The following is a 23,216-nucleotide window of genomic DNA, read 5'->3' on the forward strand; positions in this document are numbered from 1 at the left end:
GCTTTCGTGGCTGCAGGTGGCGGTACCAAAGCGATCGTGGCGGCTCTCGCCGCCAATCTGACTATCGCTGTATTGAAGTTCATTGCGTTCTTCCTGACGGCGTCATCGTCAATGCTCGCGGAGGCAATACACTCCGTTGCCGACTCCGGCAACCAGCTCCTGCTCCTGGTGGGCGGCAAGCGTGCCAAACGTGCTGCGAGCCCGGAACACCCGTTCGGCTACGGACGTGAGCGGTACATCTACGCCTTCATCGTCTCGATCGTTCTCTTCAGTGTCGGTGGCCTGTTTGCCCTCTACGAGGCCTTTGAGAAGTTCCAGCACCCGCACGGCATCGAAGGCGACTTCTGGTGGGTTCCGCTGGCCGTCCTCGTAGGTGCCATCATCGCCGAGGGGTTCTCCTTCCGGACCGCCATCATCGAGTCGAACCACATCCGCGGCAAGCAGACCTGGGTAAAGTTCGTCCGAAACGCCAAACAGCCTGAATTGCCTGTGATCCTCCTGGAGGACTTCGGCGCCCTGCTCGGCTTGGTGTTCGCCCTCTTTGGCGTGAGCATGACCCTGGTTACCGGTGACGGTATCTGGGACGCCTTCGGCACGGCCATGATTGGTTTGCTGCTGGTAGCCATCGCCATCGTGCTGGCCATGGAGACCAAGTCTCTTCTTCTGGGCGAGTCTGCAACCAAGGAGGACGTGCAGCGGATCACCGAAGCCCTGGAGGCGGGCGGAACCCACATCATCCACCTTAAGACCATGCACCTGGGACCGGAGGAGTTGCTGGTGGCCGCCAAGATTTCCATGGGTGCCTCCGAGACTGGCCAGGAGATCGCCAAGGGCATCGACGACGCCGAGCAGCGGATCCGGGCCGCTGTTCCGATTGCGCGGGTCATCTACCTTGAACCGGACATTGAGCGGGTCCAGGCGCAGCAGGCCTAGGACTTAAACGAAGAATGGCTCCGCACCGGCGGAGCCATTCTTCGTTTAAGGGCCTTGCCCAGGCTGATGAGGCGATGTACCAGCCAGCCAGGCCATCAGCTTGCCAGCGGCTTCCTGCGTTCCAGCAGGCCGCTCACAACGGCAACGCCGAGGCCCAGAACGGCCAGGACCGCACCCACGAGTGCCGGAGCGACATAACCCCAACCCCACGCGATGACTGTGCCCCCGAGGAAAGCGCCCAGTGCGTTGGCAATGTTCAGGGCCGAGTGGTTCAAGGAGGAGGCAAGGGAAGCTGCGCCCGGAGCGGCATCCAGCAGGCGTGTCTGCAGGGCGGGGGTCAGCATGGATCCCACGCCGCCAACGACGAAGGCCATGATGAAGGCTGCCCATGCCCAGTGCGCCGCGATAGCGTAAACCACCAAGGCCACGGCGATCCCGGGCATGACCCAGTAAATGGTCCCCATGACGGACTTGTCCGCGATTCTTCCGCCAATGATGTTGCCGGCCACCATGCCAAGCCCATAAAGGGCCACAACGGCGGGGATAAGGCTCTCGGGTATACCGGCCACGGACGTCATCGTGTGGGCGATGTAGGTGTAGACGGCAAAGAAGCCGCCGAAGCCGATGATGCCGATCAACAGCGCCAGCCACACCTGGAGGCGTTTGAGGGCTCCCAGCTCACGCCGGATGCTGGCGTCCGGGTGGGCGGCTTCGAACGGGACGAACTTCCACACCATGACAACGGTGAGAAGTCCGATGGCGCCGACAATGATGAACAGCAGCCGCCAACCGAAAGTTTGTCCCACCCAGGTGGCTAAAGGCACGCCGATGACATTGGACACCGTCAGGCCGGCCATCACCATGGAAATCGCCCAGCCGCGCTTTGTGGGAGCCACCAGGCCCGCCGCGATAACAGCTGCCACTCCGAAGAAGGCGCCGTGGGGGAGCCCGGAGGCGAAGCGGGAGAGCAGCATGGAACCGTAGTCCGGGGCGATGAAGGACGTCAGGTTTGCCACGGACAGGAAAAGCATGAGACCCAAGGCAAGGTGCTTCTTGGGAAGTTTTGCGCCGAAGGCTGCAAAGATCGGCGCGCCGATGACGACGCCCAGAGCGTAGGCGGAGATGAGGCTGCCTGCCTCAGGGGTGCTGATATGCAGCCCTTCCTCGATTTCCTTCAGGAGGCCCATCATGGCGAACTCGGTGGTACCGATGGCAAACCCGCCCATTGCCAGGGCCAGGATGGCCATGCCAAGGTGGCGCTTGGTAGCTTTCGCTGTGGCGGACGGGGACACGGTGGTAGTCATAAGCCTGCTTCTTGAGGGGTGCCTGATCGGCCGGGAAACGCGGAGAAAATCCGATAACAAGTTTAGTCGCGCTCAGGCGAGGTGACGTCAGCATGTGACGATGCCCATGGACGAGCCGGCCATAGACTGTTCGGGTGACTGGACTCATTAACGTTGTTGGCGCCGCCGTCGTGGACTCCCTGGAAGCACCCACCCGTCTTCTCGCTGCACGCCGCACAGCCCCTCCCCAGTTCGCAGGGATGTGGGAGTTCCCCGGTGGCAAGGTGGAAACGGGCGAAACGGCAGAGGCCGCACTGCACCGGGAACTCGCCGAAGAGCTGGGGGTTGAGGTCCGTTTGGGCCAGGAGCTTGAATCCGGAAAGAGCGCCGGGTGGACCCTCAACGAGCGTGCATCCATGCGGGTATGGTTCGCGGAGCTGACCGCAGGGGAGCCCCGCCCACTGGAAGATCACGACGAACTGCGCTGGATGTCGTTGGACGGCCTTGACGACGTTCTCGGACTTGCATGGATTCCGGCAGACCTGCCGATTGTCCAGGCCCTGCTTGATCGGGTGGCTGCCGGCGAGTAAGCTCCCCAGCGACTTGTGCACAGCCCCGCAGGGCGCCTCAGAACAGCGGCTCTTGTCCCGGCAAGGGTGAGGCAGCTTTGGCCTCCGAAGGCGCTCCTGAACCGTCGGTGGGGCGGGCATTGCGGTGGCTGAAACCGGAGCTTCCAGTGAAGCCGTGCTTGGCCTTGAAGAAACTGATCCTGCCTGCCAACCAGCTCCGGTAATCCTTGGAGGCATAGGAACCCTGGCCGTACAGTCGGCGGTATCTGCCCACCAATTCCGGATGCTGGGCGGCGAGCCAACTCATATACCATTCCCTGGTCCCGGGCTTGAGGTACAGGGCCCCGGCGGTGACTCCCGTGGCACCCGCCTTGGCCAGTTCGGTGAACAAGGCGTCGAGGGCTTCATCGGAATCCGTGAGCCACGGCAGGATGGGCATTGCCATGACCCCGCATCCCAGGCCGGCGTCACGGAGTCGGGCTATGAGCTTCAACCTCGCACGGGGGGAGGGGGTCCCGGGCTCAATGAGCTCTGCGAGGTCTTCGTTGGTCATGGCAAGCGAGATGCCGAGGTCCACGGGAACCTGGGTTGCCGCATGCTTGAGCAGGGGGATGTCCCGGGCCAGCAATGTGCCTTTGGTCAGGATGGAGAAGGGTGTTCCTGAGTCCGCCAGTGCCCGGATGATTCCCGGCATGAGCGCATACCGGCCTTCGGCCCTCTGGTAGGGGTCCGTGTTGGTGCCGAGGGCAACCTGGTGTCGCTGCCAGGAGGGCTTGGCCAACTCCTTGCGCAGGACCTCCGCAGCGTTGATCTTGACCACCACCTGCGAATCGAAGTCCCGGCCGGCGTCGAATTCCAGGTAGGTGTGGCTCTTGCGGGCAAAGCAGTAGACGCAGGCGTGGCTGCAGCCCCGATAAGGATTCACCGTCCATTCAAAGGGCATGGCCGAACCGGAAGGCACCTTGTTGAGCACTGACTTTGCGGTGACCTCATGGAAGGTGACTCCGGAGAATTCGGGTGTCGAGACGGAACGCACAAGCCCGGCAAGCGGCAGCAGGGCCTCCATGGCCGGGGCAGGGCCGGAAGGCGTGTTGCCACTGTTATCGGACGCCAACCCACGTGCCGGTGAAAGTGCTTGTGCGTCCCATCTCATGGTCTCTATTCGAAGGTATGTTCGAATAAATGTCAAGGCTTCGGCGGGCAGTCCGTACACGCGGATGGCGGTGTTGCTAGGGTTGGCCCATGATTCTCCTGACTGGCTTCGAACCCTTTGGCGAGGATGCGGTCAATCCGTCGTGGGTAGCCGTGCAACGTGCCAGGGACATCCTCCGGAACGAGGGCCACGCGGTGGAAGCACTCGAACTGCCGTGCGTTTTTGGCAGGTCGGCTGCCGCCCTGAACGCGGCCATGGATCGGCTGGTTCCTGACGTGGTGGTTTGCGTGGGCCTGGCAGGCGGGCGTGAGCGCGTATCGCTGGAACGTGTCGCCATCAATTGCGATGACGCCAGGATTCCGGACAACGCCGGCCAACGGCCCATCGACCAGGAAGTTATCAGGGGCGGACCAGCTGCCTACTTCTCCAGCCTGCCGATCAAAGCAGCACTCCGGAACCTCCAGATCGCCGGCATCAAGGGCGAAGTCTCACAATCAGCCGGCACGTACGTCTGCAACCACGTCTTCTATGCGCTCATGCACGCGCTGGCGTCCAGGCCCGGGGTCCGCGGGGGCTTCATCCACGTCCCCTACCTTCCGGAGCAATTGCCACCGGCCGCTGCCACTCCGTCCATGCCCCTTGAAGTGATGGCCGAAGGCGTTGCCTCGGTTGTCCGCACGGCGCTTGGAACCACAACGGACATACAGCTGCCCGCAGGAGCAATCCACTAAACAGGAGCAGTCCACTAAAGGAGTTCCCACTCCACCGTGACAGAAGCGGAGACTGACGATTCGCCGGCCTCCACCGGGAGCGCTTCCGCGGAAAAGGAGGCCCTGACCAGCCCGCCCATGGGAATGGGGGAGCCTGGAACTGGTTGTTGGGAAATGGATCGAACGGCTCCAAGCCGCGCGCCTGCCAGACCGGCGTACTGCTCCGCCCTGGCCAAGGCGTCCTGCCACGCCGCCTCCTGTGCCTGTGCATTGATGGGAGCCGTATCCGCGAAGCCTTGCTCGATACCGTTGATTCTGATGTCGTCCCCACCGGCGGCAATCGCGGCAGCGATGGCAGCCGGAGCATCTGCCTGGGTGCGGATGCCCACCTGCAATGTGGTGGATGCGACGTAGGCGGTCACCTTTTGGCCCTGCCCTTCCACCCATGCGACGTCGGCACGGAGGTTCAAGCCACTCGTTCGCATGTCAACGCCGGCCACGCCGGCTTCATGCAAAGCCGTAGCGACAGCGGAAGCCGCCTTTCCGGCGTCGTCATATGCCTTTCCCGCAGTCTCGCGGCGGGTTTCCACGCCGAGAGTCAGCGTGACCAGGTCGGGGGCGGCCTTGGCGCTGCCGGTGCCGGTGACGGTGATGGTTCGCTTCATTCTTAAGCCTCGATTCGTTGGTCGGCTGGTCCGCCCTGCCGACGCTTGTGGTTGTCAATGTAGCCGCCGGCGGCGAGGCCGGCCTGGCGCTCAAAGAAGTTCATCGACGCCGGGTCTCCGCTGCGCAGCAGTGACCACCCGGCAGCGATCCCGTATAACGCCAGGAAGGGCAGCCCAAGGCAATACGCATACTGGGTGCTGTGCCGCTCCTCGTGTCCCAGGAGGGTGGCGTTGCTGCCTGCCAGGCCATGGGGTGCCCGGTAAAGAATTACATTCCCCACGGTGAACGCTCCCGCATGGGGCAATTTCCAGCGGTACCCGGCAGCGATCACCAGGCCGCGGGGACCGTGCGACAGGCGGGAGCGCGACGCCACCGCCACCCCAAGTCCCAACGGCGTGGACAGGTTGATGACATTTGCGATCTGCCTCAGGCGCTGCGCGGGAGTCATGAAGCCATGCTAGACCCGTGGGTCCTGCGGAGGCCGGACGGGAGACAGGCGTTAAATCAGGTCCATGACGTTCAACTAGACTGGACGTTAGTGCCAGCCGTCCGCGGCGAGCACTGCCCTTTTTCGTTTTCCAGGCCAGCATTGCCGGCCGCTCCCTACTCGTAGCTAAGAACAGTAGATGACTGACACTTTGCCAGGCGCTGCCAGCCCGAATCCGCTGGATGAAGCCGCCATCACCGCCGCCGTCGAGGACGCGCTCGCAGCCATCGCGGCAGCTTCCTCCCTCGAAGAACTCAAGGCTGTCCGCCTCGCCCACACCGGCGAGAAGTCGCCCCTGAGCCTAGCCAACCGTGAAATTGGCGGCTTGGCCAAGGAGCACAAAGCTGCTGCAGGCAAGCTCATGGGGTCCTCCCGCGGCCGGGTCAACCAGGCGCTCGCAGCCCGGACCGAGGTGTTGGAGGCAGAGAACGATGCCCGGATCCTCGTCGAGGAAACTGTGGATGTCACCGCCGCTCCGCGACGTCGCCGTGCCGGTGCACGCCACCCGTTGTCCACGCTTCAGGATCGCGTGTCGGACATCTTCGTGGGCATGGGTTGGGAAATCGCCGAAGGCCCCGAGGTCGAGTCGGAATGGTTCAACTTCGATGCCCTGAACTTCAAGCCGGACCACCCGGCCCGCGAAATGCAGGACACGTTCTTCGTGGAGCCCCCCGAAGCGCACCTGCTGATGCGTACCCACACCTCGCCGGTACAGGTACGTTCCATGCTGGAACGTGAAGTGCCCATCTATGTCCTGTGCCCCGGCAAGGTGTTCCGCACCGATGAACTCGATGCCACCCACACCCCTGTCTTCCACCAGTTCGAGGGCCTTGCGATCGACAAGGACCTCAGCATGGCAGACCTTCGCGGAACGTTGGAGCACTTCGCCCGGCAGATGTTCGGCGACGAAGCCTCCATCCGCCTGCGCCCCAACTACTTCCCGTTCACGGAACCGTCCGCGGAGTTGGACATCTGGCACCCCGGAGCAAAGGGCGGCCCACGTTGGATCGAATGGGGTGGCTGCGGCATGGTCAATCCCAACGTCCTCCGGGCAGCCGGCATCGATCCGGACATCTATTCAGGTTTTGCCTTCGGTATGGGCATTGAGCGCACGCTCATGTTCCGCAACGAAGTCGGCGATATGCGCGACATGATCGAAGGCGACGTACGTTTCAGCGAGCACTTCGGGATGGAGATCTAACAGTGCGTATCCCACTTTCCTGGCTGCGTGAATTCGCGCAGGTCCCGGCCGATGCAACGGCCGAAGACGTCATGGCTGACCTGGTCAAGGTCGGCTTTGAAGAAGAAGCAGTCCACCGTCCCACGGATGAACTCAGTGGCCCGATCGTCGTAGGCCAGGTCCTGAGCCTGGTCAAGGAGCCGCAATCCAACGGCAAGACCATCAACTGGTGCCAGGTCCGCGTCGTTCCCGAAGGACAGGAGCAGACCCTCACCGGCAAGGGGATTGATCCTTCCGGCGTGCAGGGCATCATCTGCGGTGCGCACAACTTTGTTGAGGGCGACAAAGTAGTTGTCACCCTGCCCGGTGCTGTGCTGCCGGGAAACTTCCAGATTTCCGCGCGCAAGACCTACGGCCACTTGTCCGCAGGCATGATCGCTTCCGTCCGTGAACTGGGCATTGGCGATGACCACGATGGCATCCTGGTGCTGTCCAGCATTGGCTTGGATCCCGAAATCGGCACCGACGCGATGGAACTCCTGGGCCTTTATGACCAGGCAGCGGAAATCAACGTCACCCCGGACCGCGGATATGCGTTCTCCATCCGCGGTGTTGCGCGGGAGTATGCCCATGCAACGGGAACATCGTTCGTAGATCCGGCGTCGAAGGTCAACGCGCCGGCCTCCCTCCAGGGCGGCTACGGAGTCAAGCTCAACGACGACGCACCCATCTACGGAAAGCCCGGCTGTGACCGCTTCGTTGCGCGCACCGTCCGCGGCGTGGATGCTTCGCGTCCCACCCCGCCGTGGATGTCCTCGCGCCTTCGCCTGGCCGGAGTACGCTCCATCTCCTTGCCCGTGGATATCTCCAACTACGTGATGCTGGAGCTCGGCCAGCCGAACCACTGCTACGACCTCGATAAGCTCTCGGGCGACATCGTGGTCCGGCGTGCCGTCACGGGGGAGAAGATCACCACCCTCGATGGCAAGGAGCGTACGCTCGACGTCGAGGACCTGCTGATCACTGATGGCTCCGGCGCCATTGGCATCGCCGGTGTCATGGGTGGCGCCCACACTGAGGTGTCGGATTCCACGACCAACATCCTGGTTGAAGCCGCGCACTTCGACGAAGTATCCATTGCCCGGTCGCGTCGCCGCCACAAGCTGCCGTCCGAAGCGTCCAAGCGCTTCGAGCGCGGCGTCGACTGGCACGTGGCCAACATTGCCGCCCAGCGCGTCGTGGACCTCTTGGTAGAGCTGGCCGGCGGTACGGCAGACGAGGCGGGGACCGACGTCGGAACCGCCCCTGACCCCGTCACCATCGAGCTGCCCGCTGAGTTCGCTGCTGCCCGGATCGGTATCGAGTTCACCGACGAGCAGATCACAACCTCACTTGAGGATCTGGGGGCCGTGGTGGAGAAGACTGCCGCCGGCTACCGGGTGACTGCTCCGAGTTGGCGTAATGACCTCGAAACCAAGGAGGACCTCTCTGAGGAAATCGCACGGCTGGTTGGCTACGACAACATCCCGTCAACCCTCCCGGTAGCGCCTCCGGGCCGTGGCTTGACCCGCAGCCAGCAGCAGAAGCGTCGTGTTGTCCAGGCCTTGGCTGATGCAGGGCTCACCGAGGTGCTGTCATACCCGTTCGTTTCCAAAGCCGCCAACGACACCTTCGGTGTTGCGGAGGAAGGCGCGGAACGTCCGGCATTGAAGCTGGCTAACCCGATCAGCGAGGAGAACGGCTACCTCCGTACGTCCATCCTCCCTGGCCTCATTGAGGTAGCACGCCGCAACCACTCACGCGGTTTCCGCGACCTGGCACTGTACGAAGTGGGTTCGGTCTTCCTTCCGGGCGACAAGCTTGGTACGGAGTCCATCCCGCCGTTGGGCGTCAGGCCTTCAGATGAGGTGCTTGATGCGTTGTACGACGGCGTCCCGCACCAGCCGCTGCACGTCGGCGCTGTCCTGACCGGCCACGACTCGCCGGCTGCCGCGACGCACCAGCCCCGCGCCTGGGATTGGGCAGACGCCCTGGACGTTGCCCGCCTCATTTCCGACGTTCTTGGGGTTGAACTGGTTGTCAGCCAGGGTAGCCACCAGGCGTTCCACCCGGGGCGTGCCGCTGAGCTTTCCCTGCGGAACGGCGATGTTGTCGGTTACGCGGGAGAGCTCCACCCGAAGCTCCTGGCAGCACACGACATGCCTGCGCGATCTGTGGCTATCGAAGTCAACGTCGAGGCATTGTTTGAAGCCGCTGCGGACGTGATTGTTGCCAAGCACATCTCCGGGTTCCCTGTTGCGACGCAGGACGTTGCGCTGGTGGTTCCGCAGGATGTACCAGCAGACCAGGTTTTGGCTGCCCTGCGCGAAGGTGCAGGTGAACTCCTTGAGGATGTCGCCTTGTTCGACGTTTACGTGGGTCCGGGCATCGAAGAGGGGAAGAAGTCGCTGGCCTTCGGACTGCGTTTCCGTGCCAACGACCGCACACTGACTGCCGACGAAGCGTCAGAAGCTCGGGCCTCGGCTGTCGCAGTCGCCGCTGAACGCTTCGGTGCTGTCCAGCGCTGATCCCGCAGTTGCACGCTAAATCCCCGGAACCTCCTCGGTTCCGGGGATTTTCGTTTTATCGAGATTCCACTCCCAGCATATTGACAGACTATTCACACATGTATGACAGTTTTGTCATGCACATGTGAAACATGTGTATCACATCCCTCGCACGGCTCTCCAAGGGCCGTCCCTTGAAAGGTACCCATGAAAAAGCAGAATGTTGCTGTGCTTGTCGGGGCTGCGGTAATGGCTTTGACGTCCTCGCTTGGAGGAGCTGCCATGGCGTCAGAGCCGACGCCGCAACCAGCGTCCGCCGAGGTCCAGCCCGTGTCCCACACCGTGGATAAGTCCCAGACGTCCGGCTCCGCCGCGTCCCCGTTGGCCGACCGTTATTCCATCGCCGCGCCCACCAAGAATGGGGGTGCCTCTACGGATTCAGTCATCGGCGCTGACGGCCGGGTCCAGATCACCAACACCACGGCAGCACCCAACCGCTCCATCGTGCAGATTGAATTCAACGGCGGTTACATCTGTTCCGGTTCGCTCATCTCCGACGACACCGTGCTGACCGCCGGGCACTGTGTCCACACGGGCGGCACGGGTTCCACAGCTGATTACTCCTGGGGGGTCAAAGTAGCGCCGGGTCGGAATGGGTCGAGCAACCCTTACGGTACCTGCGGTGCTACCCAACTCCTCACGGACCAGCGCTGGATCGACTCGGCCAACACCAACGCCGACTGGGGCGTCATTAAACTCGACTGCACCATTGGCAACACCACCGGGTGGCTCAATTACACCGGTACGACGGCCAGCCTGAACGGAACCACCGCAACAGTGCGCGGCTACCCGGGCGACAAGGCATTTGGAACCATGTGGTCCATGACGGGCACCATCGACAGCTCCGCAACCGAAAAGGTCTACTACAAGATGGACACCTACGGCGGCCAGAGTGGAGCACCTGTATACAACAGCTCCAACACCATCGTTGCCATCCACACCAACGGTGGCAGCACCAACTCCGGTACCCGAATCACGCCCACCCTGGCTAACTATCTGACCTCGGTGAAGTAGGCGCTACAGGATCTCGACTGGCCGGTCTGAGAAGCGCGCGGCTCGGGCGTCGAGCTCATTGCCCTGTGGTTGGCTGAGGGAGGCGTAGAGTTCCGGCCGGCGGCCCCGTATCCACCGCCGGCCGGTTGAGAGAGGCACCAGGCCGAGGTCCAGCTCGGCCGTAACGATTGCTTCGCCTGCACTCCAGGTTTCTGCGATGATCGCCCCATAGGGGTCGATGATCATGGCGTTACCCGTGCGGATCTCGTCGTAGTCAGGGCCGACGCCGTTGCTGAAGATGATGAAAAGGCCGTTGTCGTGGGCGCGGGAAGGCAACCAGCGCATGAGCCACCCGCGCCCGTGGGGTCCACGGAAGGCCGCTTCAATGGCGGCAGGATCTGCTGCACGGTTTTCCCACAAGGTGCTGGGGATGGGCTTCATTCCCCGGGGACTCCGGGAGTTGGTGCCACCGGTTTGATGAGGGGCCAGCAGCACTGTCGCGCCCAGGAGTGCTGTCGCCCGGACGTTTTCGACCAGGTTGTTGTCCCAGCAGATCAGGATTCCGGCTTTGACGCCCCAAGGGGTGTCAAAGACCGTGAACCGGGATCCGCTGTCGATCGCCTCGTGTTCAAAGGCGTGGATCTTCCGGTGGGTGTGCCGTGCTCCGTCGGGGAGGCATACCGTGTAGGAGTTGTAGAGTCTTCCGTCGCTGTCTGCCTCGAGGTATCCGACGCCGATGCCTACGCCCAGATCCCGGGCGAGTTTCTGGACGGCGAGGATGCTGGGGCCGCCCTCCGTCTCGGCTAGTTGATGCAAGCGTTGGGGCGTGTGTCGCCGGAGGTGCCAGTAGCCGAGCAAGCACATTTCCGGGAACACGACCAGTTGCGAACCATCCATGGCTGCAGCGGTGGCGAGCCGGTGAATGGTCTCGAGGTTGAGGTCCGGACGGTCCTGGATTGCTTCGAACTGGACTGCCGAGGCGCGAAGTATGGTCTGTGGATTATCGGGCATGGGTTCTCCTTGGGTTTGTCTCTCCCATGCTTCTTGCGATGACACATTCTGTCTAATGAAAGTTTTGGCCTAATCCATTCTGTTTTGGAATGGAATTGTTGGGTGTCTGCGTGCCGCACCGCAGTATGTGAACGGAACTTGTCCTGTCGATAGTGTTATGAGATGGAACTACGCCTTTTGCGGTCGTTTATCGCGGTTGCCGTGAACCAGAACTTCGGGGCTGCTGCCAAGGCGCTGTCCACAACCCAACCCGCCCTGACCAAGCAGATCCAGGTCCTGGAACGGCAGGCGGGAACCACGCTGTTCACCCGGGGGCGCCACGGTGCAGCGCTGACGTCTGCCGGCGAGGCGTTGCTGGTCGACGCGGTCGACCTGGTGCGCAGGGCGGATGCCTTGGCCCGGCGCATGGAGCGGGTAGCAGCGGGGGCTGAGGGTATTCTCAACGTGGGATTCGGGATGTCGACGATCGATGTAGCGCCCCAGTCTGTCGCGGCTTTCCGTGCGCGGCACCCCGGAATCGACATCAAGCTCGAAGACATGTCCTCCTCCCGGCAGTTCGACGCACTCCGTGACGGCACGCTCAGCGTGGGGTTTGTTCGCATGCCTGCTCCGCAGGACATTGCCGCCCGGGTGATTCGGCGGGACCATCTGGCACTCGCCATCCCTGCCGGTGAGCCTGTTCCCGGGACCGGTCGAAAGGGTCTGCGGGCTTGGCTCCAGGACCAGGCCTTGGTACGCCTCGTCCCCGCCCGCGGGCCGGGATTGGCCGCTCAAACAAGCGAGTTGTTTATGGATTTGGGGTGCAGTCCCACCACGGTGTACGAAACGTCCGACCTGCTCACGGTCGTGGCCCTCGTAGCCGCCGGAGCGGGCCCTGCTGTGGTCCCCGCCAGCGCCTCGGCCATCATCCCCGCCGGCGTGCAGTTGGTAAAGGTCGATCTGGAGTCCGCGAGCTGGGACATTGGCATTGCCTGGCTTCGCGGGAGCACCAACCCGTTGCTTCCCTTGTTTGTGGAATCAATCAAGGTCGTGGAAAAGGCATGATCGACGACCTTTTGCTTGAGGTGCACCGGCTCGATGACATGCTGGCTTCTGCTGGGCACCCACCGGACCTGGGACAACCGGCAAAGCGTCGGGCCTCCAGGTTTGCCAGCGCCAAGGACCGGGACGAATTCGTTGCGGCCCGGATTTCGCTGCAGCTGTTCGCTGCAACGCTCCTCAACGTGGAACCCCAGCAGCTCGTGGCGAACTATCACTGCCCGCAGTGCGGGCAAGGCCAGGACCACGGCCGTCCCGGGTTCCTGCTCGACGGCGGCCCCGCACCTCTCGCGCTCAGCGCGTCCCGGGCGTCGGGCTGGCTACTACTGGCCGGCGTCGCCCATGCTCCCGAAGAACTACGGTTGGGAGTGGATCTTGAATCGACTGGCACAGCAACCTTCGAAGGCTTCGACGACGTCGCGCTGACCGCAACCGAGAAACGCTTACTGTCCACCATCCCGGATCAGGAGCGAGATAGTCAGCGCGCGCGGCTGTGGGCGCGCAAAGAGGCTTGGCTAAAGATGACCGGGGAAGGCCTGCGGCACAACCCGGCAGAGTTGGATGTGCTGGAGCGCCGCGGTGTGCAGGACCTGGACATTGTCGGCGGCCGGGCGCTGCCGGACGGACTGGTGGCCGCCTTGGCGATCGGCTAACGCGGTGACGGCAGCGCGGGAAGTGCTGCCTCGTACAGCCACGGACGGAGAACGGCAGCGGCATCCAATCCCGGAATGAATGCGTTCGCGGCTACGATGAAGGCTTCCGTGGACACTGACCCGTGCCGGTTCTTGGCTGTCCAATGATGGAGGAAACCGAAGAACGCCTCGTCGCCGGCCGCCATTCGTATGGCGTGAACCGCCAAGGCCCCACGTTTGTAGACCCGGTCATCGAACATCAGCTCCGGGCCGGGGTCGCCAACCAGCAGGTCCTGCGGCCCGGCGTCGAGCCTCTTCCACGCGGCCGTAGCCCGCGCTGCGACAGTCATGGTCCCGGATTCCTCGGACCACAACCACTCGGCGTAACAAGCGAAGCCTTCGTGCAGCCAGATATCTTTCCAGCTGTTGACGGTCAGGGAGTTCCCGAACCACTGGTGGGAAAGTTCGTGGGCGATCAGCCGCTGGGATTCCCAGGCGTCGCGCATATGGTTGCGACCGAAAATGGAGACCGTTTGGGCCTCCAAGGGGATTTCCAGCTCGTCTTCGGTGACCACGGACGTGTAATCGCTGAACGGGTACGGTCCGAAGCAATCCTCGAAAGTCCGCATCATGTCCGGCTGGCGTTCCAGACCCCGCAAGGCGTCGGTCGCCATTTCGGGGGTAACGGCAACGAACTGGGGCACCCGGTGGTGGGTATCGTCGGCCTGCAAGGGCACCTTGGTGTAGCGGCCGATCTGCACGGTGGCCAGGTACGTCGCCATCGGCTCGGACTGCTCGTAGACCCAGGTTTCCCTGCTGGACTTCCGGGAGTGTGATACGAGCCGCCCATTGCATACCGGACGGTAGTTGTCATCGGTGGTCACCGAGATGAGGAAGCTCGACTTGTAGCGGGGGTGGTCATTGCAAGGGAACCAGGACGCTGCGCCGTTCGGCTGGCCGGCCACCAGTACGCCGTCGTTCAATTCCTCCCAGCCAACATCTCCCCACAATCCGCGGCGGGGTTGCGGATTGCCGTCGTAGCGGATCTCCAGTGAGAACTGTTGGCCGGGCTTGAGCGCGGACGGGGGAGCCAGGACCAGGTGCTGGGCCCTGTGGCTGAATTTCTGGAGCTTCTTGCCATCCAGCTGGACCTTGGTGGCCCGCAATCCCACCAGGTCCAGGACTATCTGCGCTGTCTGTTCCAACGCCGTGCACCGCAGGACCGCCTTGCCGATCAGCTTGTTGCTGCCCAGCCTGACGTCGAGGTCCAACTCATACCGGTCCACACGGTAGCTGGTGCTGCCGTGGTCCAGGGTGTAGGGGTCGGCTTCGGGCATGGGGGTGGTGATGGGTGCGGTCATGATCTGCCCAATCTACTTGAGACGGGGCGCTTGTGCAGACGGACCCACCCACGGGCTCACCGGGTTGCCCATCCAGTACGTCCCTGCAGGGACAGTTTCGCCACGCATGACCAGCGACGCCGGGCCCACCGTTCCGCCGTCACCGATGCTGGCCGCGGGGAGGATGACGCCGTGCGGACCCATGGTGGCCCCGTTGCCCAGCGTCACGGTATCCAGGCTCATGACGCGGTCGTGGAACAGGTGTGTCTGGACCACGCAGCCGCGGTTGACGGTGGAGTTCTCGCCAAGTGTCACGAGGTCGGCTTCGGGGAGCCAGTAGCTTTCACACCAGGTACCGCGGCCGATCCTGGCGCCGAGCCCGCGCAGCCACCACACCAGGGCGGGCGTGCCCGCAGCGGACCTGGCGAACCACGGCGCACTGACCATTTCGATAAACGTATCCACAACCTCGTTGCGCCAGATAAACGAGCTCCAGAGCGGATGTTCGCCAGCGCGGATAGTGCCCACGAGGACCCACTTGGCGACGATGGCGCTGAGTGCTGCCACGCCTCCGGCTGCCAACATCACGACGCCGCCGAGGATCGCCGCGATCCAGTAGCCCCATCCCCGGGCCAGCCAATCGAGGACCAGCATGACCCCGACGGCGATGGCAACAGTCAGGATGACAGGAACCAAACGGCACAATTCCCACAGTGCGCGGGCGATTTTGAGCTTGGGGGGCGGCTGGAATGTCCGTGTCTGGTCCGCGTCGACGGCTGTGCGGCGCGACCTGACCGGGGGACTGCCCAGCCACGACGTGCCCGACTTCGCCTTGGCCGGGGTGGCCGACAGGACCGCTACCAGGGAGTTCTTGGGCACATTGCGCCCGGCCGCCGTCATCCCGGAGTTACCAAGGAATGACCGTTTTCCGATCTTGGCCGGGGCGATTTTCATCCAGCCACCGCCGAGTTCGTAGGATGCCACCATGGTGTCGTCAGCCAGGAACGCGCCGTCGCCGATGGTCGTCATCCTGGGCACCAGCAGCACTGTGGAGGCTTCCACGTTCTTGCCCACCTTGGCTCCGAGCAAGCGCAGCCAAACAGGCGTGAACAGGCTTGCATAGACCGGGAAGAGCAGGTCGCGGGCCATGTCCAGCAGGCGTTCCGTGGCCCACACCTGCCAGCCAATCCGGCTACGGACACGGAAATACCCTTCCTTAAGACCGAGGCCAAGGAGCCGGGCAACAATGAGGATGAGCACCAGGTTTCCGAAGAACCACGTCAACGCCGCCAGGGGCAGGGCCATGGCTATCTGGGGGAACGCGCTCTCCAATGAATCGTGTCCTTGGATGAACGCCATAAAAAGCATCGCAGCAGCGAAAGCGGAGATGTACGGTATCAGGGCCAGAAGCGCAGAAGCGCCGGCAAAAGCGGTGAACCACAGCCGGTCCACAGCGGAAGGACGGGCGGGATACTCAGGCCAGTCGTGTTTTGCCTTGCCGCGTCGTTCGGCTGGGGATCCAGCCACGAAGTGCCCGGCCTTCACTTTGCCCAGGACCGCGGATCCGGCGTCTACGTGTGCGCCTGCACCAATGGTGGCACCGGGCATGAGGGTGCTTCGCGCACCGACCACGGCACCGGCTCCCACGTGTATCTGGCCGATATGGACCGAGTCGCCGTCCACCCACCAGCCGGAGAGATCGACTTCCGGCTCGATGTTGGCACCATTGCCCAATGACAGCAGACCGGTGACAGGCGGCAGGGAATGCAGGTGCACATCCCGGCCGATCCTGGCACCGAGGGCGCGCGCGTAGTAGGGCACGAACGGGGCGCTGGCGAGGCCGATGGCCCCGGAGAGGTCTTGTATTTGTTCGGCGAGCCACAAGCGAAGGTGGGTTTTGCCGGACCTGGGGTAGGTGCCAGGCTCGATCTTGCCGAGCAGCACGCGTGCCGCTATTACCGAAATGGTCATACGGCCCAGCGGGCTGACGAAGACCAGCCAGGATGCCGCGATCCACCACCAGGACACCACAGGAGCTGCGGCGAATCCGGCAAAGTCTGCCAGTAACCTGTTCGCGGCCATCAGGTAGGTGAGCCAACGCATTCCCACCAGGATGTGAAGGGGCACGCCCATGAGGACCTGGAAGATCTGCGACTTCAAGGCTGTGGGACGCACGGTGCGCTCGACAGGCGGACCTGCCGCACCGCCGTCGGGCAGTGATTGCCGGGCGGCATCGATCAGGGCTCCGACACGCGGGGTCGCGTAGATGTCAGCGACAGTGATGGTGGGGTACCGGACCCGGAGGGCAGAGACGAGCTGGGCTGCGGCCAAGGACCCGCCGCCGTAGGCGAAGAAATCCGCGTCGAGGGAGCTCACGGGACTGCCCAGCACCGACTCCCACTGGTCCACCACCCAACGGGCGTCGTCGGGCAGGTTCAGGGGCGCGTTGTTGGCCTCAGCAGCGCTGGTTCCCGCCAGCGGCCAGGGGAGGGCATGCCGGTCCACCTTTCCGCTGGTCTTGGTGGGCAGCGAATCCACCACGGTGAGCAGGGGGATCAATGCTGCCGGAAGGCTTTCGCCCAGCAGGCGGCGGGCCTGCTCCAGGTTTAGCCCGTGGCCGTCAACGGGGGCGAGATAGCCCACCAGGATCTGGTTGCCGGCAGCAGTGGTCTGAACTGCGGCGGCAGCGCCGGCAACTCCCGGGAGTGCCTGCAGCGCCGCGTCCACCTCGCCCAGTTCGATGCGCCGTCCACCCAGCTTGACCTGTTCGTCCGCGCGACCCATGAAAATCAGGCCCTCCGGTTCGAAGCGGACGAGGTCCCCGGAACGGTAGGCACGGTCCCAAGCCAGCGTGGCCATGGGTGCATACTTCTCGGCATCCTTGGCGGGATCGAGATAGCGGGCCAGCCCGACGCCGCCGATGATCAGTTCACCGATCCCGCCTTCCGCGACCGGGACACCATCAGAATCGACGACGGCGAGGTCCCAGCCGTCCAACGGCAGCCCGATCCGAACCGGGCCGGGTCGGCCCAACGGTGCGGCGCAGGCGACGACGGTGGCCTCGGTGGGTCCGTAAGTGTTCCAGACTTCGCGGCCATCGACGGCGAGCCGTTCGGCCAGCTCCGGCGGGCATGCCTCGCCGCCGAAGATGAGGAGGCGGACGTTTTCGAGGGACTCTGTCGGCCACAACGCAGCAAGGGTGGGCACCGTGGAAACCACGGTGATGCCGTGGTTGATCAGCCAGGGACCCAGGTCCATGCCGGTCCGCACCAACGCCCGCGGAGCCGGGACGAGGCAGGCACCGTGGCGCCAGGCGAGCCACATCTCTTCGCAGGAAGCATCGAAGGCTACCGACAGGCCCGCCAGCACTCTGTCCTGGGGACCGATGGGATCGGCTTGGAGGAAAATCCGTGCTTCAGCGTCAACGAAGGCGGCGGAAGATCGGTGTTTAACTGCAACACCCTTGGGCGTACCAGTGGATCCCGAGGTGAAGATGATCCAGGAGTCGTCATCCAGCCCCGGTTTTGAAGGTTCCGATACAGGCTCGCGTGCGGCACCGGCGGCTCGGATATCAAGTCCCGCCCCTACCACCGCGGCAACCTTGGCTTCCCCGAACACGAGGCGTGCCCGTTCCTCGGGATCGTCGGCATCAACCGGAACGTACGCGGCGCCGGCCATGAGGATTCCCAGGATGGCGATATACAACTCGTTGGTGCCGGAAGGGATGCGGATGCCGAGCTTGTCACCACGACCCAGGCCCGCAGCGTTCAATCGTGCGGCGAAGGCCCTGACCGCCCTGAGGAGTTCGGTGTAGCTGAGTGATTTTTGCCCGTCATCCAGAGCCGAAGCCTCGGGGAAGGACGCTGCGGTCTCTTCCAGAATGTCCACCAGCGTGCGCTCGGCTGGTGCAGCGGTGCCGCCCGGCAACTGGGGGCGGTAGGTGGTCAGGGCGGGTGCCGGCCCGGCCCCCACGGGATGTTCTGTGCTCACAGGCCTAGCTTTGCGCAGAAAGGTGAACAAAAGGTGTCTGTCGTTTCCTGTTCGTCACATTTTCTTGCACCACTGTTTGCCTGTAGGTCGCCAGTTGTTCGGGAGCCGGGCTTTGGAGTTACGGCAGAAGCAGGACTTTGCCGGTGGTCCGGCGGCCTTCCAGGTCACGGTGGGCCTGGGCAGCTTCGGCCAAGGGGTAGGTTGCGCCGACCCTGACCGAGAGCGTTCCGCTGGCGGCGGCGTCGAAAATCTCGGCCGAGCGCCACCGGCGCTCGTGTGTATTCTGCACGAAGTGGGCCATGGTTGGCCTGGTCAAGGTCAAGGAGCCTCCGGCGTTCAGGCGCTGGGGATCGAATGGCGGCACCGGCCCGGACGCGGCACCAAAGAGCACCATGGCTCCCCGGATGCGCAGGCTCTTGAGGGATTCGTCAAAGGTGTCTTTACCGACGCCGTCGTACACCACGTTGACGCCTTCGCCGTCGGTCAGTTCACGGACCTTGTGGGCGAAACCGTCGTAGCGGAGGACCTCGTCAGCTCCGGCCAGCCTGGACAGCTCGGCCTTTTCGTCGGAGGAGACGGTGGTAAGCACGCGTGCCCCGCGGGCCTTCAACAGCTGGGTCAGCAGGAGGCCAACGCCTCCGGCCCCCGCGTGCAGCAGGACGGTGTGTCCCGGCTCCACCCGGAAGGAGGAGTTCATCAGGTAATGCGCTGTGATCCCTTGCAGCGGAAGGGCAGCTGCAGTGTGGTCGTTGACGCCGTCCGGAACCGGAAGCGCTTTCGCAGCATCCACGAGAGTGTAGTCGGCGTAGGTGCGGGACCCTTCAGCCGTGGCAATACGGTCGCCAACGGCAATGTCCTCCACGCCCTCACCCACCGCCTCCACCGTGCCGGCGGCTTCTGCGCCGGGGGTGAAGGGGTAGTCAACCTTGTAGGTTCCGTTGCGCTGGTAGGTTTCGATGAAGTTCACCCCGGCAGCTGCGACCTTGATCAGCAACTGGCCGGGACCGGGGGCTGGTGCTTCCACAGAGGCGTATTCGAGGACTTCAGGTCCTCCGGGCTGCTTTGCGACAATGGCGTGCGTCATGGTGGCTCCTCACTCCGGGGCGGTCCTTCCGGTGCCCGGTTTCAGAATCCATCCTAGGGAGGTTGGGGCCTTCCATGTCGAACGGCTAGCGGCGTCCGTGCGTCGAAGCCACGGGACAGTCGAAGCCGCGGCCTGCTGCGAGGCCCACCTCGTTGAGGTAGCTGACCACGATCCCGTACGACTGCATGAGCGTGGTTTCGGTGTAGGGAATCGAGTGCTTGGCGCAGAATTCCTTCACGATGCCGGCGGCCTTGTGAAGGTGCGGACGTGCCATGTCCGGGAACAAGTGGTGCTCTACCTGCCGGTTGAGTCCGCCCAAGAGGAAGTCCATGAAGCGACCGCCGGAGATGTTGCGGGAGGTCAGGATCTGGCGGTTAAGGAAGTCCACGCGGCTGTCCTTGGGAAGCACGGGCATGCCCTTATGGTTGGGGGCGAAGGATGCGCCCATGTAGAAGCCGTAAACCATGATCTGGACGCCGAGGAAAGCGAACGCCATTCCGATGGGCAGGAAGGTGAAAGCCAGCACCGGCAACGCCGTCAGGCGTGCCACGAGGATGGGGGTTTCCACCCAGCGGTGCCGGACCTTCTGCTTGCCGAAGACAAAGCGGATGGAATCGAACTGCAGGCTCAGGCCAAGCAAGGTCAACAGCGGGAAGAAGAACCAGCCCTGCCGGCGCGTGAGGAATGCCAGGCGGCCCTTGCGCTCGGCCGCGGCGTCCTCGTAGAACACCAATGCGTTGTTCCGGATGTCGGGGTCCTTGGAAATGACGTTGGGGTGATTGTGGTGGGCGCCGTGTTTCTGTTCCCACCATGAGTAGCTGATGCCCGCAACGCCTGTGGCCAGGAGACGCGCCGACCAATCGTTGGCGCGGCGGGAGGCAAAGATCTGCTTGTGTCCGGCTTCGTGGGCCAGGAAGCTCAACTGCGTGCAGAGAATGCCGACGGCCGCGGCAATGAGGAGCTGGTACCAGGATTCGCCAATGAGGGCGAAGCCGAGCCAGGTGCCGGCCATGAGCAGTATCAGGGCTACGAAAACCCAGATATAGAAGCCGCTGCGGCGCTCGAGGAGTCCTGCGGACTTGACGCTCTTGAGGAGCTCTGAGTAGCTCTGAACGACGGGATTTGGCTGAATTGCGCGTGCTTTGGGGCGCTCAGCGGTGGACGTGGGTGCCATTTATATGCCCCGTATCACTAACGGGCAACGCTGCAGCCGACGTTCGGACTGCACGGTCTGGATCACCCTCCACTAAGCATACGCGCAATGTCCTAACAAATGTGACAGCTCACATTAGGCATGCATAAATATCGGACAGCATGAATATTCTTGCTGTATAGTGGAGTCATGACTATTTCTGTTGCCGTCTCCGGTGCCAGCGGCTACGCCGGGGGAGAAGTGCTGCGCTTGCTCGCGGGCCATCCGAACGTCACCATCGGTGCGATCACGGCGCACAGCAACGCCGGTTCCAGACTAGGGGAGTTGCAGCCGCATCTCCATGGTTTGGCCAGCCGGATCCTTGAAGACACCACGGTGGAAAACCTGTCCGGCCACGATGTGGTGTTCCTGGCCCTTCCCCATGGCGCTTCCGCAGAGATCGCCGCCCAGCTGCCTGAAGGCACCGTAGTGATCGACGCCGGCGCGGACCACCGCCTCCAGGACGCCGCGGCGTGGGAAAAGTTCTACGGCTCGGACCACGCGGGCACCTGGCCTTACGGCCTGCCGGAACTGCCGGGGCAGCGTGAGGCGCTCAAGGGCGCCACCCGCATCGCAGTCCCGGGCTGCTACCCGACGTCGGCCCTGCTCGCCTTGACGCCCGGGTTTGCCAAAAATCTCCTCCTGACGGACGACGTCGTCATTGTCGCCGCCTCAGGCACCTCGGGCGCCGGCAAGGCAGCCAAAGTCAACCTCATTGGCAGTGAAGTCATGGGTTCCATGAGCCCGTATGGCGTGGGTGGCGGTCATCGCCACACGCCGGAAATCGAACAGGGCCTGTCCAATGCCGCGGGCGAGCCGGTCACGGTGTCCTTCACGCCCACCCTCGCCCCGATGAGCAGGGGCATCCTCACGACGGCGACCGCAAAGGCCGGGCACGGTGTGACGTACGCCGAACTCCGGCAGGCCTGGGCAGATGCCTACGACGACGAGCCGTTCGTCCACCTGCTGCCAGAGGGCCAGTGGCCCACCACCAAATCGGTGCAGGGTTCCAACCATGCCGTCATGCAACTGGCGTTTGACCAGCACACAGGCCGCGTGATCGTGACCTGCGCTATCGACAACCTCACCAAGGGGACCGCCGGCGGCGCCGTGCAGTCCATGAACATTGCCCTCGGCCTGGATGAAACCGCCGGCCTGAACCTGCAGGGAGTAGCACCGTGACCATTACCGCCCCCAAGGGATTCCGCGCCGCTGGCGTCACAGCCGGCATCAAGGCATCAGGCAACCCGGACCTCGCCCTGGTCGTCAACGACGGACCGTCGAAGGCAGCCGCTGCTGTGTTCACCTCCAACCGCGTAGCGGCCGCTCCCGTGCACTGGTCCCGCCAGGTGGTCAGCGACGGCCGTGTGGACGCCGTCGTTCTGAACTCCGGGGGTGCCAACGCCTGCACCGGACCGCAGGGTTTCCAGAACACCCACGCAACCGCGGAGAAAGTGGCAGAGGTGCTGGGAGTCTCAGCTTCCGACGTCGTGGTTTGCTCTACTGGCCTGATCGGCGAGCAACTGCCCATGGACAAAATCCTCCCGGGCGTCGAAGCGGCCGCCAAGGAGCTCAGCGAGGACGGCGGTCCCGCTGCGGCCACGGCCATCATGACCACGGACAGCGTTTCCAAGGAAGCGGTTTTCACCGGAACCGATGCTGAAGGCAAGCAGTTCACCGTCGGTGGCATTGCCAAGGGTGCCGGCATGTTGGCACCAGGCTTGGCCACCATGCTGGTGGTCCTGACTACGGACGCCGAGGTGCCTGCTGACGAGCTCGACGTCGTCCTCCGCGATGCAACGCGCGTCACCTTTGATCGCACGGACTCCGATGGCTGCATGTCCACGAACGACACCGTGGTGCTGCTGGCGTCCGGGGCCTCCGAAGCCCTGCCTTCCACCGAGCAGTTGAGCGAAGCCGTGACTCGGGTCTGCGCCGAACTGGCCCGCAAGCTCATCGGCGACGCCGAGGGCGCCAGCCACGACATCGCCATCCGCACCTTCAACGCTGCCAGCGAACGGGACGCCGAAACCGTCAGCCGGTCCGTCGCCCGGTCCAACCTGTTCAAGGCAGCCATCTTCGGCAAGGACCCCAATTGGGGCCGTGTCCTCTCCGCTGTGGGAACAACGGACGCCGTGTTCGAAGCCGATCAACTCAACGTCGCCATGAACGGCGTCCAGATCTGCCGCAACGGCAGCATCGGCGAGGACCGAAATCTGGTGGACCTTGAGCCGCGCGAAGTGCTGGTCGAAATCGACCTGCAGGCCGGCGACGCCGAGGCGACAATCTGGACCAATGACCTCACGCACGATTACGTGCATGAGAACAGCGCCTACTCAAGCTGAGCGG

At 63.7% G+C, this 23,216-nt stretch carries 19 protein-coding genes; 10 read left to right on the top strand and 9 right to left on the bottom strand.

Annotated features, from left to right (window positions below; genetic code table 11):
* The first annotated feature begins 6 nt into the window (after window positions 1–6).
* Entirely contained in the window at window positions 7–933 is a 927-nt protein-coding gene (locus LRQ04_RS18940; protein WP_235521851.1) for a cation diffusion facilitator family transporter, read from the top strand.
* Window positions 934–1,028: 95 nt separating this feature from the next.
* On the opposite strand, the gene LRQ04_RS18945 is transcribed toward LRQ04_RS18940, so the two are convergent.
* A complete protein-coding gene (locus LRQ04_RS18945; RefSeq protein WP_235521852.1) occupies window positions 1,029–2,237 on the bottom strand; it encodes an MFS transporter in 1,209 nt (402 codons plus the stop codon).
* A 134-nt stretch (window positions 2,238–2,371) separates the two neighbouring features.
* On the opposite strand from LRQ04_RS18945, the gene LRQ04_RS18950 reads away from it, so the two are divergent.
* Window positions 2,372–2,806: a (deoxy)nucleoside triphosphate pyrophosphohydrolase gene (locus LRQ04_RS18950; protein WP_235521853.1), complete on the top strand. Its 435-nt coding sequence runs from the start codon at window positions 2,372–2,374 to the stop codon at window positions 2,804–2,806.
* Between the two features lie 37 nt (window positions 2,807–2,843).
* On the opposite strand, the gene LRQ04_RS18955 is transcribed toward LRQ04_RS18950, so the two are convergent.
* Window positions 2,844–3,938: an Rv2578c family radical SAM protein gene (locus LRQ04_RS18955; RefSeq protein ID WP_235521854.1), complete on the bottom strand. Its 1,095-nt coding sequence runs from the start codon at window positions 3,936–3,938 to the stop codon at window positions 2,844–2,846.
* A gap of 89 nt (window positions 3,939–4,027) precedes the next feature.
* Between LRQ04_RS18955 and pcp the strand changes: the two genes are divergently transcribed.
* On the top strand, window positions 4,028–4,669 hold the full coding sequence (gene pcp, locus LRQ04_RS18960) for a pyroglutamyl-peptidase I (RefSeq protein ID WP_235521855.1): 642 nt from the start codon (window positions 4,028–4,030) through the stop codon (window positions 4,667–4,669).
* Between the two features lie 14 nt (window positions 4,670–4,683).
* Here pcp and LRQ04_RS18965 read toward each other — a convergent pair whose 3' ends face one another.
* On the bottom strand, window positions 4,684–5,313 hold the full coding sequence (locus tag LRQ04_RS18965) for an SIMPL domain-containing protein (RefSeq protein WP_235521856.1): 630 nt from the start codon (window positions 5,311–5,313) through the stop codon (window positions 4,684–4,686).
* A 2-nt stretch (window positions 5,314–5,315) separates the two neighbouring features.
* Window positions 5,316–5,762 carry a hypothetical protein gene (locus LRQ04_RS18970; protein ID WP_235521857.1) on the bottom strand — a complete coding sequence of 149 codons (447 nt, stop codon included), beginning with the start codon at window positions 5,760–5,762 and terminating at the stop codon, window positions 5,316–5,318.
* Between the two features lie 178 nt (window positions 5,763–5,940).
* On the opposite strand from LRQ04_RS18970, the gene pheS reads away from it, so the two are divergent.
* The 3 genes from pheS (at window position 5,941) to LRQ04_RS18985 (ending at window position 10,601) form a co-directional block, all read left to right on the top strand.
* The gene (pheS, locus tag LRQ04_RS18975) at window positions 5,941–7,002 is read left to right on the top strand and encodes a phenylalanine--tRNA ligase subunit alpha (RefSeq protein ID WP_235521858.1); all 1,062 of its coding nucleotides are present in this window, start codon (window positions 5,941–5,943) and stop codon (window positions 7,000–7,002) included.
* Window positions 7,003–7,004: 2 nt separating this feature from the next.
* A complete protein-coding gene (gene pheT / locus LRQ04_RS18980; protein WP_235521859.1) occupies window positions 7,005–9,548 on the top strand; it encodes a phenylalanine--tRNA ligase subunit beta in 2,544 nt (847 codons plus the stop codon).
* Between the two features lie 186 nt (window positions 9,549–9,734).
* Window positions 9,735–10,601: a serine protease gene (locus LRQ04_RS18985; protein WP_235521860.1), complete on the top strand. Its 867-nt coding sequence runs from the start codon at window positions 9,735–9,737 to the stop codon at window positions 10,599–10,601.
* Between the two features lie 3 nt (window positions 10,602–10,604).
* On the opposite strand, the gene LRQ04_RS18990 is transcribed toward LRQ04_RS18985, so the two are convergent.
* Window positions 10,605–11,591, bottom strand: coding sequence for a nitrilase family protein (locus tag LRQ04_RS18990; RefSeq protein WP_235521861.1), 987 nt, complete (start codon window positions 11,589–11,591; stop codon window positions 10,605–10,607).
* A 162-nt stretch (window positions 11,592–11,753) separates the two neighbouring features.
* Between LRQ04_RS18990 and LRQ04_RS18995 the strand changes: the two genes are divergently transcribed.
* A complete protein-coding gene (locus tag LRQ04_RS18995) occupies window positions 11,754–12,635 on the top strand; it encodes a LysR family transcriptional regulator (RefSeq protein ID WP_235521862.1) in 882 nt (293 codons plus the stop codon).
* On the top strand, window positions 12,632–13,282 hold the full coding sequence (locus tag LRQ04_RS19000) for a 4'-phosphopantetheinyl transferase superfamily protein (RefSeq protein WP_235521863.1): 651 nt from the start codon (window positions 12,632–12,634) through the stop codon (window positions 13,280–13,282). Before LRQ04_RS18995 ends, LRQ04_RS19000 begins: the two co-directional genes overlap by 4 nt.
* On the opposite strand, the gene LRQ04_RS19005 is transcribed toward LRQ04_RS19000, so the two are convergent.
* From LRQ04_RS19005 to LRQ04_RS19020, 4 genes are all read right to left on the bottom strand, one after another.
* Window positions 13,279–14,622 carry a M1 family metallopeptidase gene (locus LRQ04_RS19005; protein ID WP_235521864.1) on the bottom strand — a complete coding sequence of 448 codons (1,344 nt, stop codon included), beginning with the start codon at window positions 14,620–14,622 and terminating at the stop codon, window positions 13,279–13,281. The genes LRQ04_RS19000 and LRQ04_RS19005 overlap by 4 nt on opposite strands.
* 12 nt (window positions 14,623–14,634) lie before the next feature.
* On the bottom strand, window positions 14,635–18,591 hold the full coding sequence (locus LRQ04_RS19010) for a Pls/PosA family non-ribosomal peptide synthetase (protein WP_235521865.1): 3,957 nt from the start codon (window positions 18,589–18,591) through the stop codon (window positions 14,635–14,637).
* Window positions 18,592–18,709: 118 nt separating this feature from the next.
* Window positions 18,710–19,675, bottom strand: a complete 966-nt coding sequence (locus tag LRQ04_RS19015) for a quinone oxidoreductase (protein WP_235521866.1) — start codon at window positions 19,673–19,675, stop codon at window positions 18,710–18,712.
* A gap of 85 nt (window positions 19,676–19,760) precedes the next feature.
* Entirely contained in the window at window positions 19,761–20,849 is a 1,089-nt protein-coding gene (locus tag LRQ04_RS19020; protein ID WP_235521867.1) for an acyl-CoA desaturase, read from the bottom strand.
* 168 nt (window positions 20,850–21,017) lie between these two features.
* Here LRQ04_RS19020 and argC point away from each other — a divergent pair, with 168 nt between their 5' ends.
* Window positions 21,018–22,049, top strand: coding sequence for an N-acetyl-gamma-glutamyl-phosphate reductase (gene argC / locus LRQ04_RS19025; protein WP_235521868.1), 1,032 nt, complete (start codon window positions 21,018–21,020; stop codon window positions 22,047–22,049).
* On the top strand, window positions 22,046–23,212 hold the full coding sequence (gene argJ, locus LRQ04_RS19030; protein ID WP_235521869.1) for a bifunctional glutamate N-acetyltransferase/amino-acid acetyltransferase ArgJ: 1,167 nt from the start codon (window positions 22,046–22,048) through the stop codon (window positions 23,210–23,212). Before argC ends, argJ begins: the two co-directional genes overlap by 4 nt.
* Window positions 23,213–23,216: the final 4 nt, after the last annotated feature.

This window comes from Paenarthrobacter sp. AR 02 (assembly GCF_021538675.1).
Classification (GTDB): domain Bacteria; phylum Actinomycetota; class Actinomycetes; order Actinomycetales; family Micrococcaceae; genus Arthrobacter.